This window comes from Marivita sp. S6314 (genome assembly GCF_023015985.1).
Classification (GTDB): domain Bacteria; phylum Pseudomonadota; class Alphaproteobacteria; order Rhodobacterales; family Rhodobacteraceae; genus Marivita.
In genome coordinates this window covers 349753-362367 of sequence record NZ_JALKAO010000004.1, presented here as the reverse complement: position 1 = coordinate 362367, position 12615 = coordinate 349753, and the positions used below count along the sequence as shown (strand labels likewise).

Annotated in this window: 11 protein-coding genes; 1 reads left to right on the top strand and 10 read right to left on the bottom strand. The window is 61.5% G+C overall.

All coding sequences use genetic code 11. The features are described 5' to 3' along the window. Positions 1 to 40: 40 nt before the first annotated feature. Together MWU54_RS14030 and MWU54_RS14025 are read right to left on the bottom strand one after the other, a co-directional pair. Positions 41 to 1855: an ABC transporter ATP-binding protein/permease gene (locus MWU54_RS14030; protein WP_247084896.1), complete on the bottom strand. Its 1815-nt coding sequence runs from the start codon at positions 1853 to 1855 to the stop codon at positions 41 to 43. A 63-nt stretch (positions 1856 to 1918) separates the two neighbouring features. Beyond that, entirely contained in the window at positions 1919 to 3469 is a 1551-nt protein-coding gene (locus MWU54_RS14025; protein ID WP_247084894.1) for a helicase HerA-like domain-containing protein, read from the bottom strand. A gap of 466 nt (positions 3470 to 3935) precedes the next feature. On the opposite strand from MWU54_RS14025, the gene MWU54_RS14020 reads away from it, so the two are divergent. Further along, the gene (locus MWU54_RS14020) at positions 3936 to 4577 is read left to right on the top strand and encodes an invasion associated locus B family protein (RefSeq protein ID WP_247084892.1); all 642 of its coding nucleotides are present in this window, start codon (positions 3936 to 3938) and stop codon (positions 4575 to 4577) included. 25 nt (positions 4578 to 4602) lie between these two features. Here MWU54_RS14020 and lpxB read toward each other — a convergent pair whose 3' ends face one another. From lpxB to rseP, 8 genes are all read right to left on the bottom strand, one after another. Continuing rightward, the gene (gene lpxB, locus MWU54_RS14015) at positions 4603 to 5775 is read right to left on the bottom strand and encodes a lipid-A-disaccharide synthase (protein WP_247084890.1); all 1173 of its coding nucleotides are present in this window, start codon (positions 5773 to 5775) and stop codon (positions 4603 to 4605) included. Next, the gene (gene lpxI, locus MWU54_RS14010) at positions 5772 to 6677 is read right to left on the bottom strand and encodes a UDP-2,3-diacylglucosamine diphosphatase LpxI (protein ID WP_247084888.1); all 906 of its coding nucleotides are present in this window, start codon (positions 6675 to 6677) and stop codon (positions 5772 to 5774) included. The genes lpxB and lpxI overlap by 4 nt, the downstream gene beginning before the upstream one ends. A gap of 3 nt (positions 6678 to 6680) precedes the next feature. Beyond that, complete coding sequence (gene lpxA, locus MWU54_RS14005) at positions 6681 to 7466, bottom strand: acyl-ACP--UDP-N-acetylglucosamine O-acyltransferase (protein ID WP_247084886.1); 786 nt, start codon at positions 7464 to 7466, stop codon at positions 6681 to 6683. Next, a complete protein-coding gene (gene fabZ, locus MWU54_RS14000; protein ID WP_247084884.1) occupies positions 7463 to 7924 on the bottom strand; it encodes a 3-hydroxyacyl-ACP dehydratase FabZ in 462 nt (153 codons plus the stop codon). Before fabZ ends, lpxA begins: the two co-directional genes overlap by 4 nt. A gap of 62 nt (positions 7925 to 7986) precedes the next feature. Continuing rightward, positions 7987 to 8571 carry an OmpH family outer membrane protein gene (locus MWU54_RS13995; protein ID WP_247084882.1) on the bottom strand — a complete coding sequence of 195 codons (585 nt, stop codon included), beginning with the start codon at positions 8569 to 8571 and terminating at the stop codon, positions 7987 to 7989. Continuing rightward, entirely contained in the window at positions 8572 to 10914 is a 2343-nt protein-coding gene (gene bamA, locus MWU54_RS13990; RefSeq protein WP_247084880.1) for an outer membrane protein assembly factor BamA, read from the bottom strand. 82 nt (positions 10915 to 10996) lie between these two features. After that, positions 10997 to 11155: a hypothetical protein gene (locus MWU54_RS13985; protein WP_247084878.1), complete on the bottom strand. Its 159-nt coding sequence runs from the start codon at positions 11153 to 11155 to the stop codon at positions 10997 to 10999. Positions 11156 to 11264: 109 nt separating this feature from the next. Further along, positions 11265 to 12608, bottom strand: coding sequence for an RIP metalloprotease RseP (gene rseP, locus MWU54_RS13980; RefSeq protein WP_247084876.1), 1344 nt, complete (start codon positions 12606 to 12608; stop codon positions 11265 to 11267). Positions 12609 to 12615 lie beyond the last annotated feature (7 nt).

Genomic DNA, 12615 nt, shown 5'->3' with positions numbered 1-12615 from the left:
AGAGCCGGGACCGGCTCTGCCACCGCTTTGTCAAAGCGGTCTACGCGGCCTCTTCATCCTGCATCTGGCGGTGCCAGAGCGCCGCATAGCGCCCGTTCCGCGCCAACAGCGCATCATGGGTGCCCTCTTCGGCGACCTGCCCGTCCTCAAGCACAACGATCCGGTCGGCATCGGCAATGGTCGACAGCCGGTGCGCAATGGTGATCACCGTGCGGCCTTCGCCCGCCCGTTTCAGCGCGCCCTGAATCGACGCCTCGGTTTCGGAATCGAGCGCCGAGGTGGCCTCGTCCAATATCAGGATCGGCGGGTTCTTGAGCAGCGTGCGCGCGATGCCGACGCGCTGTTTTTCACCGCCTGACAGCTTGAGCCCGCGTTCGCCCACCATCGTGTCATAGCCGTCCGGCAGGGACAGGATGAAATCGTGGATCCGGGCGGATTCGGCGGCCGCAATGATGTCCGCCTCACTGGCCCCTGCCCGACCATAGGCGATATTGTAGCGGATGGTGTCGTTGAACAGCACCGTGTCCTGCGGCACGACGCCAATCGCATCATGCAGGCTGTCTTGGGTGACGTCGCGCACATCCTGCCCGTCGATCCGCACCGCACCGCCATTCACATCGTAAAAGCGGAACAACAGCCGTCCGATGGTGGATTTGCCCGATCCCGACGGCCCGACCAGCGCCACGTTCTGACCGGCATCGACATGCAACGTCACCCCTTTGAGGATCGGGCGCGCGGCGTCGTAGCCGAACTGCACATTGTCGAACCGCACTTCGCCCTTCTGGACCCGCAGGTCCGGCGCGCCCGGTTTGTCGGATACGTCCTGCGGCTGTTCCAGCAGGTCGAACATCTCGCCCATATCGACAAGGCTCTGGCGGATCTCGCGGTAGACGGTCCCAAGGAAATTCAGCGGCATGGTGATCTGGATCATGTAGGCGTTGACCATCACGAAATCGCCCACCGTCAGGGTGCCGTTCTGCACGCCGATGGCCGCCATCACCATGACGGCAATCAGCCCCGCCGTGATGATCAGGCTTTGCCCGAAATTGAGCATCGCCAGCGACGTCGCTGTTTTGATCGCCGCACCTTCATAGGCTTCCATCGACTGGTCATACCGGTCCGCTTCGCGCTGTTCTGCGCCGAAATACTTGACCGTTTCAAAGTTCAACAGGCTGTCGATGGCCTTTTGGTTGGCCTCGGTGTCCTGCTGGTTCATCTCGCGCCGCAGTCGCACCCGCCATTCGGTGATTTTGAAGGTGAACCAGACATAGACCACAATGGTCACCAGAACGACGCCCATGTAGCGCGCGTCCAGCAGCACCGTCAGGAAGATCATGATCAGCGTCAGTTCAAGGATCAGCGGCCCGACGCTGAACAACATGAACCGCAACAGGAAATCGACACCCTTGACCCCGCGTTCGATGATCCGGCTTAACCCGCCGGTCTTGCGCGTGATGTGATAGCGCATGGACAGGCGGTGGATATGGGTGAAGGTTTCGATCGCCAGCGACCGCAAGGCGCGTTGGCCGACGCGGGCAAAGACCCCGTCGCGCAATTGCTGGAACCCGACATTCATCAACCGGGCAAAGCCATAGGCCAGTGTCAGGCCAATGCCCCCCAGCATGAGGTCCGACACCTCGCCGCTGAGCGCGTCCACCGCCCGTCCGAACAGCAGCGGTGCCATGACGTTGACGAGTTTGGCAAGCACCAGACAGGTGAGCGCGATGACAACCCGTTGCTTGACCCAGGGTTTGCCCTCTGGCCAAAGATACGGCCCCACCTTGCGGATCGTGCGAAGGCCGGACCGGCGTTCGTTTGCGGCGATTTCTGCGTCGGTGGTGGTGTCTGCTGGCATGTGCTGGCTTTCATCATGGGCTAAGCCCCTCCCTTACCGCGACGGGCGCGGAAGGACCAGCGATCAACGCCCCTTGAACAGCCCCCCAAGGATGCCACGGACGATCCGGCGTCCGGTGGTGCCTTTCAGTTCCTTGACCACCACTTTGGCCATCGCTTCGCCAAAGCTGTCGCCCTTGCGCGCGCGGCGTTGCGGTTGCGATGTCGAGCGGCCGACACGAGACCCGGAATAGCGCCGTCCGGAGCTGTATTCGCGCATGGCGGCGTCCAGTTCGGCCTCTTTGGCTTCGGCCTGTTCGGCTGCGGCGGCGGCGTCCTTGGTGCGCTTGGCCAGGATTTCAAAGGCGGAATTGCGATCAAGCGTCTGGCCATATTTTTCGCCGAACGGGCTTGCCCCCATGACACCACCCCGTTCCGCCGGGGTGATCGGCCCAAGCTGTGACGATGGCGGGCGGATCAACGTGCGCTGCACGACACCGGGAATGCCCTTGCGTTCCAGCATGGAAGTCACGGCTTCACCGACGCCAACTTCGCGGATGGCCTCTTCTGTGTCGAAATCCGGGTTGTCACGATAGGTCTCTGCCGCCATGCGCAGGGCTTTCTTGTCGCGCGCGGTAAACGCCCGCAAGGCGTGCTGTACGCGGTTGCCCAACTGGCCAAGGATGTCTTCGGGAATGTCGTCGGGGTTTTGGGTGATGAAATAAACGCCGACGCCCTTGGACCGGATCAGACGTGCCACCTGTTCCACCTTGTCGACCAGCGCCTTGGGCGCGTCATCGAACAGCAGATGCGCCTCGTCGAAAAAGAACACCAGCTTGGGTTTGTCCGGATCGCCCACTTCCGGCAATTCTTCGAAAAGCTCAGACAAGAGCCAGAGCAGGAAAGTTGCGTAAAGCCGCGGCGCGCCCATGAGTTTGTTGGCAGCCAAAATGTTGATCTGCCCCCGCCCGTCCGGCGCGGTGCGCATCAGGTCGCGCAGGTCCAGTGCCGGTTCGCCGAAGAAGTCCGCGCCACCCTGATTTTCCAGCACCAGCAACCGGCGCTGGATCGCCCCGACCGATTGCACCGAGATGTTGCCGTATCGCAGGGACACGGTTTGCCGGTTTTCCCCCAGCCAGACCAGCATGGATTGCAGGTCCTTGAGATCAAGCAGCGGCAGGCCTTCTTCGTCGGCCACGCGGAAGGCGATGTTCAGGATGCCTTCCTGTGCCTCTGACAATTCCAGCAGACGCGAAATCAACAATGGGCCCATTTCGGCAACGGTTGTGCGGATCGGATGGCCCTGATCGGCGAAGAGATCCCAGAAGGTGACCGGGAAATCGGTATACGTATAGTCGTCAAACCCGATGGTCTGCGCGCGGTCCATGAAGGGCTGGTGCAGTTTGAACTCTGCGCTGCCCGGTTTGGCCAGCCCCGACAGATCACCTTTGACGTCCGCCATGAACACCGGAACCCCCTGGGCCGAAAATCCTTCGGCCAGGATTTGAAGCGTCACGGTTTTGCCCGTGCCCGTGGCCCCGGCGATCAAACCATGCCGGTTTGCGTAATCCAGACGCAGCCATTGCTTTTCGCCGTAAGCCTTGCCGCCACCGCCCACAAAGACACCGTTTTCCATGCGCTTCCCTTCCCGCCTGCGTTCAGAGTTTGAACATACAAACTTAACCTTTTGCTGCCAGTCTGTTTTTTGTCCGGGTTGACTTGATCCTCTTACAACCCTGGCGATCCTCCCTGTTGGACTGGCCGCGCTGAGATGCGCGGCCTCTTTTTATTTGTGAATTGAAGTTTGAAATTTGCCTGTTGACGCTGGGGATTTCATTTCGTAGCGTCTGCTCAATAATAGTCGGCCGGTCCGACAGGGAGAGATAAGGGGAAGATACGCAACGTGTCTTCCCTTTTGATTTCAGGCACTTCGCATACATCTTTAACGGAACACGCAAAGCGACGGTTTGTGTCACGCCGCCTCGCGTCAGACGCGGGTTTCCGCCAAACCTGTGGTCAACTTTTTGCGTTTGGACCTGACACTCCCTTTGTGCCGTGATAACGCATCTTTCAAAGTGACCCGTTCCTTCGGAGAGGATTTTATGATCAAGCCCCTGTTTCTTCTGACCACTGTTGCAAGCCTTACTCTGGCGGGCTGGGCAACAGCGCAAGAGACCACCTCGGACGCCGAACCGACAGAAACCGAGGCCCCAGCCCCGAATGCTGATCTGTCGGTTCTGGACACCGGGGAACCGGTTGGTGACACCGCCGCGCCCGGGCGCGGTGACGAAACCTATGTGAAATCGACCCATGGCGACTGGGCGGTTCAGTGCCTGCGGGTGGCCGAAGGTCCGGAACCCTGCCAGATGTACCAGCTTCTCAAGGATGAGAATGGCGGCAGCGTGGCCGAGGTCAGCATCTTCCGCCTGACCAATGGCGGTCAAGTTGCAGCAGGTGGCACCTATGTGGTCCCGCTTGAAACGCTGTTGACCGAGAAGCTGACCATGCGGGTCGATTCCGGTCAGGCCAAGCGCTATGACTTTTCGTTCTGCACAACCGTCGGCTGTTATGCGCGCGTGGGCTTTACCAATGACGACGTTGCAGCGTTTCGCCGGGGCAATGTGGCCAATGTCACAATCGTGCCTGCGCTGGCCCCCGATCAAAAGGTCAACGTGACCATGTCGCTGACCGGCTTTACCGCCGCGTTTGACGAAATCACAGAGCTTGAAAAACAGCGGCAGTAAATCCGCACACCGGGTTTTTTAAGGGTCAGGCAGACATGCCTGGCCCTTTTTCTTTGCCCAACCCCTCCAGCACCGCCAGCGCGGCGCGTTCGCCGGGGGCACGCCCCCCGCGACCCAAGCGCGCCATGGTCAGCGCCATGGCGTCGGTCTGGGCGTCCGGATTGTCCAGAACGTCACCAACTGCCTTGGCAATCGCGGCGGGCTCGCACGCTTTGCCAATAAACTCCGGCACGGCGCGGGTGTCGGAGACAAGGTTGACCAGCGTCACGGTGTCGACCCGCAACATCCGCCCGATGATCTGGCGGGACAGCCAGTTCATGTCATAGGCCACCACCATTGGCGTGTTGGCCGCAGCCAGTTCCAGCGACACCGTCCCTGACGCCGCTATGGCCACATCGGCCGCAAAGAACGCGGCGGTCTTTTCCTTGCGCCCGGTGTCGCTGGCGGTGTGCAGGAGGATGGGTTTGACGGACCAGTCCTTCACAGCCGCCGCAATGGTATCCGCTACGTTCGGGGCCGCAGGCAACACAAACCCGAGATCGGGACGCGCGGCACTCAGCATTTGCACCACGTCCTGAAAGATCGGCAACAGGCGAGACACTTCGCTGCGCCGCGATCCCGGCAGGACGAGCGCAATCGGATTGTCCCCAAACCCGTGCCGGTGACGGAACCCGACGATATCGTCTGCTGATGCGACCGGGTCCGTGACCACCGGGTGACCAACGAAATCGCAGCGCATGCCTTCGGCCTGCATGTAAGGCGGCTCGAACGGCAGAAGGGCCAGCACCTGATCAATATACGCCGCCATTTTCCTGGCGCGGCCCGGTCGCCACGCCCAGACGGTGGGGGCCACGTAATGCACCGTGCGGATCGTGCTGCGCGCTTTGACCTGCTTGGCCACGCGCAGGCCAAACTCCGGCAGGTCGATGGTGATCAGGACATCCGGCTGCGCCGCAATCACCGCGTCCGCCGTTTCCAGGATGCGGCGTTTCAGATGGCGGTATTGCGACAGGATCTCGGTGATCCCCATGATCGAGATTTCGTCCATGGGAAACAGGCTGGTCAACCCTTCGCGGATCATGCGGTCGCCGCCGATCCCGTGAAACGTCACATCGGGCACATGGGCCTTCAGCCCCGCCATCAGCGCCGCCCCCAGCTTGTCGCCTGATGCCTCTCCTGCGACGACAAACACCTTCATGGGCTGGCCTTGTCGCGCACCCACAGGAACAGGCCCAGATCGTCACAGCGCGCCACGGTTCTGGCGCGGTCCAGCACCATGACGCCGTTGGCTTCAATCACAATGCCCGCCAGTCCAGCGGCCGCAACGGCATCCGGGGTATCGGCCCCGATCACCGGCAGATCCGCGCGCCGGTCCTGACCGGGTTTGGGGGCCTTGAACAGGATGCCGCCTTCGGTGGGCGTGGCACCGCCCGACAGCCAGTCAGAGGCGTCGCCCAGCAGGCCGCCAAACATGTCGCCTGCCGTGCTGATCGGATTGGACAAGAGATCACCCCCACCTGCATTGCGATCCCGTGCCAGTCGCGCCAGCATCGCGTCCGTGCCCGCCGCGTCTTCGCGGGCGATCACGATATCGCCGCGCACCACGCAGGCCTGCCCCGTGTCCCGCACCCCCATGGCCGCGACCGTGCGGTCGCCGACGCGGGCTTCCAGAACCGTCTGCGGCGCGTAGGATTTCAGGGTCAGAACCCCGGCAGCGGGCAGAAGGTCTGCCAACAGCTGATGCGCGGCCGCGATCCTGAACCCGGCTTCTTCGAAGATCGTCATCACAATCCGCAGCGCCCCGTCATCGCCCGAGGTCAGCGCCTGTTGCAGGCGCGGGACCAGTGGCGCGGTCGCCGCATCCAGTCGCGCGGGATCAATCGGGGGGCGGCGGATCGCCCCGCACAGGCACACATCGGTCACGCCGCGTGCGGTGAGATCGGCCAGCAAGCTACCAAGCGTTTCCAGATGGAAGGTCAGATCGGCGCTCAGCCCGTCAGGTTCGAACCCGGCCAGCACGCAGACCAGCGGGCGCGTGTCCTGCGCCCCTGCCACAAGACGCGGAAGACGGCCTTGCCCGCAGATCAGAGCCAGTGACATCAGTCAGCCCGGTGTGAGGAACGACCGGTCGGTGTCGCCCAGAATGAAGTCGACTATCTGGTGAACGTATTCGCTGTCGGTTTCCTCGCCCAACCGCCGCGCGCGATCCTGAAACGCGCCTTCGCCCTGTGCCAGCATCTGGAAGGCCGCGCGCAGCGCCGTAATGTCAGCGCGGCTAACGCCCTTGCGCTTGAGGCCGACAAGGTTGAGCCCGTCCAGACGCCCACGCTCTGCCTGCACCAGACCAAAGGGGATCACGTCATTGGTGACCATGGTGACGGCGCCGATGATCGCGCCGCGCCCGATGCGGACGAACTGGTGAACACCGGACAGCCCGCCCACGATCACGTCATCTTCGAGGATGCAATGCCCGGCCAGCGCCGCGTTGTTCACAAGGATCACGCGGTTTCCGATCTGAACGTCATGGGCCACGTGGCAGCCGGCCATGAACAGGTTGTCATCGCCGATAGAGGTGACCCCCCCGCCCCCTTCGGTGCCGGTGTTCATGGTCACATGTTCGCGGATCCGGTTGCGCGCGCCGATCACAAGGCTGGTGTCTTCGCCGCCGAACTTCAGGTCCTGTGGAATCTCGCCAATCACGGCGAAGGGAAAGATCGTCGTGTCTTCGCCGATGCTTGTCCGGCCTGCCACAACCACGTGGCTTTTGAGCGTCACCCCCTTGGCCAGCGACACGTCGGGGCCGACATGGCAGAACGGACCGATTGTGCAGCCGTCGCCAATCTGCGCGCCGTCTTCGATGATGGCGCTTGCATGGATGGTTGCTGTCACGTGGGCAAATCCATCATCGCGGAAAACTCGGCTTCGGCGGCCATTTCGCCGTCAACCGTCGCCACGCCGCCGAACTTCCAGACCTTGCCGCCGGGCTTGCCGCGCAACGTGGTCAGGCGCATCTGCAACTGGTCGCCCGGGATGACCTTGCGGCGGAATTTGCATTTGTCGATGGCCATGAAATAGACCTTCATTTCCTTGTCGGCCATGTCAAGCGTCGTGCCCACCATGACCGCCGCGGTCTGTGCCATCGCTTCGATGATCGTGACACCGGGCATGATCGGCATGCCGGGGAAATGGCCCTGAAAATGCGGCTCGTTCATGGTGACGTTCTTGATGCCAAGGGCGGATTGCGTGCCGTCAATCTCTTCGACGCGATCCACCAGAAGGAAAGGATAGCGGTGCGGCAGGATACGCTGGATCAACTGGATATCGGCGCGGAGAAGCGTGTCGCTCATCGGGGTGTCCCTTTGAATTCGGTCTGTTGTGAGTAGCAATCTCGATGCGATGGGGCAAGGCGTCAGGGGCGTAAAGGCACGATGTTGGTGCCTTCGCCGAACTCTTCGTTGACCCGCTGGATCGCCTGTTCGGTGATATCCACCGCGTCGGCGCTCAGAAGCACCGCGCGGCGGTCAAGCACGGCCACGGCACCGCTGTCCACCATGATCTGGAGCAGAACCGGCTGCACCGCGCTTAACAGCGCGCGGCGCGCCTCTTCGGTACGCTGGCCAAGGGCGCGGGCCTTTTCGTCCTGTTCGCGGCGCAGTTTCTGAACCTTTTCGTCAAACGCATCCGCCCGCGCGCGAAATTCTGCCGGGGCCAGCGTGTCGCGCAGTTCGGTGAGTTCGCGTTCTTCCGAGGTCAGTTCTGCTTCGATCCGCCGGTTTTCGGAGGCGATCTGCGCGCTTTCAGCTTCGATCTCGCGGGCGATACGCTGGCCGAAGGCGCTTTGATTGAACAGCGCGTCGGGCGAAATGGTCAGGATGACGCTTTGCACCACACCAAGGTTCGACAACCCGCCATCCTGCTGTGCAGATGCCGGGGCCCCGACGCACAAGAGCGCCCCGAGGAGCGCTCCTGTCAGAGTGAACCAGATCCGACGCATTTAGAACTGCGTCGAAATCGTCAGATCAAAGCTTTGCGCTTCGTCAAAGTCTTCCTTGCTGAGCGCTTCGCTGAAGTTGAAGCGCAGCGGGCCAAGTGGCGTGGTCCAGAAGATCGACACACCCACGACATGCCGGGCTGTGAAGTCATCGTAAAGCACGTTGGCGTTGGTTTCCTCCAGCCCCCAGAGGCTGCCGACGTCATAGAAGACACCCCCCGAAATGCCGTATTCTTCCGGCAAGGGCAGCGGGAACTCCGCTTCGAACCGGGCCACGGCGAAATAGTTGCCACCCAGCGGGTCGTTGACGTCCCCCGGCCCCACTTCACGTGGGCCAATGCCACCGCCTTCAAAGCCGCGCATCAGGTTGGAGCCCAGCGTGAAACGGTCTGTCACACGCGACGATCCTTCGGAATAGCTAAGGGCACCGGCTTGCAGCGTGGCGCGCAGCGTGACCTCGTCGTTCCAGACACGGGTTTGCGCGACCGCGCGCAGGGTCGATTCCACGTAGGTGTTGTCGCCACCAAGACCGGCGAAGTCCTGACCGAATTCAAGCAGGACACCGGCGTTGGGGTTCAGGCCCGTGCGGCGGGTGTCATAGCTGTAGCGGTAGCCAACATAGCTGTCCCAGACCTCGCCACGTGCCGCTTCGGCCGTGATGATGGACCCGACCTCGGATTCAAGGTTGGTGATGTCGGAATAGCGCGCCCCGTAGCGCAGGCTCAGACGCCCGTTTTCGGAAACCGGGAAGGTAAAGCCGGTCGAGAAGTTGCCGATTGCCGTGTCATACTCGGCCGAGGCGTTGTCGGTTTCGAGGTAGTTCAGGTTGAAGTTATACGCCACGTCCCGGCCAAGGAAGGCCGGTTCCCGGAAGCTGAAGCTGTAGTTCGAGGAATCCACACCCGTGGTCACCCCAAGCGACAATTGCTGGCCGCGACCAAGGAAGTTGCGTTCGCTGAACGTGATGGCCGCACCAAAGCCGCTGCTGGTGGAATACGACCCACCAAAGCTGAGCGAGCCTGTGGGGCGTTCTTCGACATCCACGTCGATGACCACCTGTTGCGGCGTCGATCCTTCGCGGGCTTCGACATTCGAGTCGCTGAAGAACCCAAGCGCGCGCACGCGTTCGGCGCTTTCGCGGATTTCGCGCGGGTTGAAGGGATCCCCTTCGACGACGCGGAACTGACGGCGCACAACCCGGTCCAGCGTGGTGGTGTTGCCTTCAATGTCGATGCGTTCGACGAACACGCGTTCGCCGCGCGTCAGAAGGAATTCAACATCCAGCGTCAAATCGCGGTCGTTGCGGGTCACGCGCGGTTCAACACGCACGAAGTTCAGGCCCTCGCGGATCGCCAGCCGTTCCAAACGCGCGATTTCCGTTTCCACATCGGTCGGCGAATACACACGCCCCGAACGCAGGCGGATCGCCCGCTGAAACACGTCCGTGTCCACTTCGGCCAGATCGGAGGACGCGGTCACTTCGCCAAAGCGGAACTGCTGCCCCTCTTCGACATTGAACGTCACGAAGAACCCGTCGCGTTCTTCGCTCAGGTTCGATGTCACACCCGTGGTGCGGAAATCGACATAGCCGCGCGATTGGTAGAAGTCGCGCAGGACCTGACGGTCAAATTCGATCCGGTCTTCGATAAAGGTGTCGCTTTGGATCAGCGCGCGGAACAGGCCGGCCTGTTTGGTTTCCAGAACGCGGCGCAGACGCCGGTCGCTGAACACCTGGTTGCCGGCAAAGCCGATGCGTTCGATTTCGGTCACGCCACCTTCGAACACTTCAAACACCAGATCGACGCGGTTGTCGGACCGGCGGATGACCTTGGGCTGCACGCGGGCGGCGATGCGGCCCTGCTGCGAATAGGCTTCGGTGATGCGGGCCGCGTCAGCCTCGGCCGTAGAGGGGCTGAACACGCGGCGCGATTGGGTTTGGATGATGGTCGACAGCGTTTCGTCATCGACGCGCCGGTTGCCTTCAAAGGTGATGCGGTTGACCGTTGGGAATTCCACAACCCGGACCACCAGCGTGTTGCCTTGCGGAATGATCTCAACGCTTTCGAACAGGCCAGAGGCCAGAACGCGCTGATAGCCGTCATTCAGTTCAGCCGCCGAGACGGTTTCGCCCCGGGCCACACCGATGAAACTGGCAATGGTTCCCGCCTCGATCCGCTGGTTTCCTTCGACGGAAATCGCGTTGAACCGGAAATCCTGTGCCAGCGCCATATCCGGGGTGGCAACGAACCCGACTGTGGCAGCAACAGAAGCAGCAATGAAGAATGGACGTAGTTTGGGTTTCCGCGCTGCTCGTCGCGTCACCTGCCCGCCTGTTTTATGTGTCATTGTGGCAACCTACTCAGACATCCTTTTGGGATGTGAGTACCGAGATTGCCCTAGCTTGTCAAAAGCGCAGAAGCGCCTTTGCTTAATAGCCGACGGGGTGTGTCATTGCCTCGATCATGAACGAGCCGATGAATGCGCCCAGAAACAGCGATGCAACAATGGCAAAGACATAAAGCAAACGATCCCAATTGATCGAAAGAAGCAGGCTGAAGCTGCGGTAGCCGTCTTGAATTGTTTGCATGACACACCTCGGATGTCTGGGTCAGTGTCCCGTTTTCCATCCGAAATGTGTCGCTATTCAGACCTCAATTAAGGCGATTCTTTGTGACTTGTGCAAAATCCCGCACCAATCACGGGCAGAACAGGTCGTTTGTTAACGCAAAGACCATCAATGACAGCAACATCGTCAAACCGATGCCCATCAACACCCGCAGCGCCTGGTCGCTGGGCGGCTTGCCTGTGACGGCCTCGTAGGCGTGAAACACCAGGTGCCCGCCGTCCAGAACCGGAATCGGGAACAGGTTCAGCAACCCGACCGCCGTGCTGAGCACGGCTATGAACCAGATGAAACTGGCCGTGCCCTGCGACGCCATGGACCCCGAGGTTTCGGCAATGCCGATGGGACCGGACAGGTTGCAGGTGCTGATCGCGCCAGTGATCATGTGGTAAAGACCGGACAGCGATCCCTGGATGATGCGCCCGGTCTGTTCGACGCCGGACACAAACGCGCTGACCGGACCCGCAAATTCGGTGGCGGGTTCAAAGAACATGCCGCCGATGATGCCCATCCGATAGACCGTCTGAAACGACCCGTCGGGCTGGGGTTCATCGGTACGGCGCGGTGTCAGTTGCAGTGCGCGCACATCGCCGTCGCGCCACACTTCCAGATCGAGCGTTGCGCCCCCTGACCCTTCCACCGCGACGCGCAGCTGATCAAAGGAAAAAATCTCTTGTGCGTTGATCGACGTGACGATGTCGCCGGGCCGGAAACCCGCGTCATCCGCCGCCGAGCGCGGGATGATCTGCGTGGCCACAGGCGGGTAGACATACGGACCATCCACGACCTGCCGGTCGCCGTTGCGGATCACCGTATATTGCAGGCGTTCGGTTTCCGGCAGTTCGCTCAGGAACGCCTCGAACTGTTCACTGTCGTCGAAGGGCGGCAGCGGAAGCCCTGAGATTTCAACAAGTTCGTCGCCGATCTGAAGCTCGCTCTGGGACGGGACCGCCCGCAATTCGCCGACTTTGACAGGGTCCGTGACTTCGCCACGGAACATGAAGATCCCCATAAAAATCAGGATCGACAGCGCAAAGTTGAACGCCGGACCCGCCGCGACGGTTGCCGCGCGCGCCCAAAGCGGCGCACCGTTCATCGTGCGGCGGCGTTCGGCATCGGACAGGGCGGACATCGCTTCGTCATCCTTGCCACCCGACGCGTTGCTGTCGCCCTTGAATTTGACATAGCCGCCCAAGGGCAGCAGCGCGAATTGCCATTTCGTGCCCCGTTTGTCGGTGCGCGAAAACAGAACCGGTCCAAACCCCAGTGAAAACACATCCGCATCAATCCCGGACCAGCGGCCCACGATGTAATGCCCGTATTCATGGATCGCGACGATGACAGACAAGGCGATCACAAAGGCCAGAATGGTCCAGATCACACCACCAAACTGCGGCAGCAACGCTGCAATATCCACGGCTCAA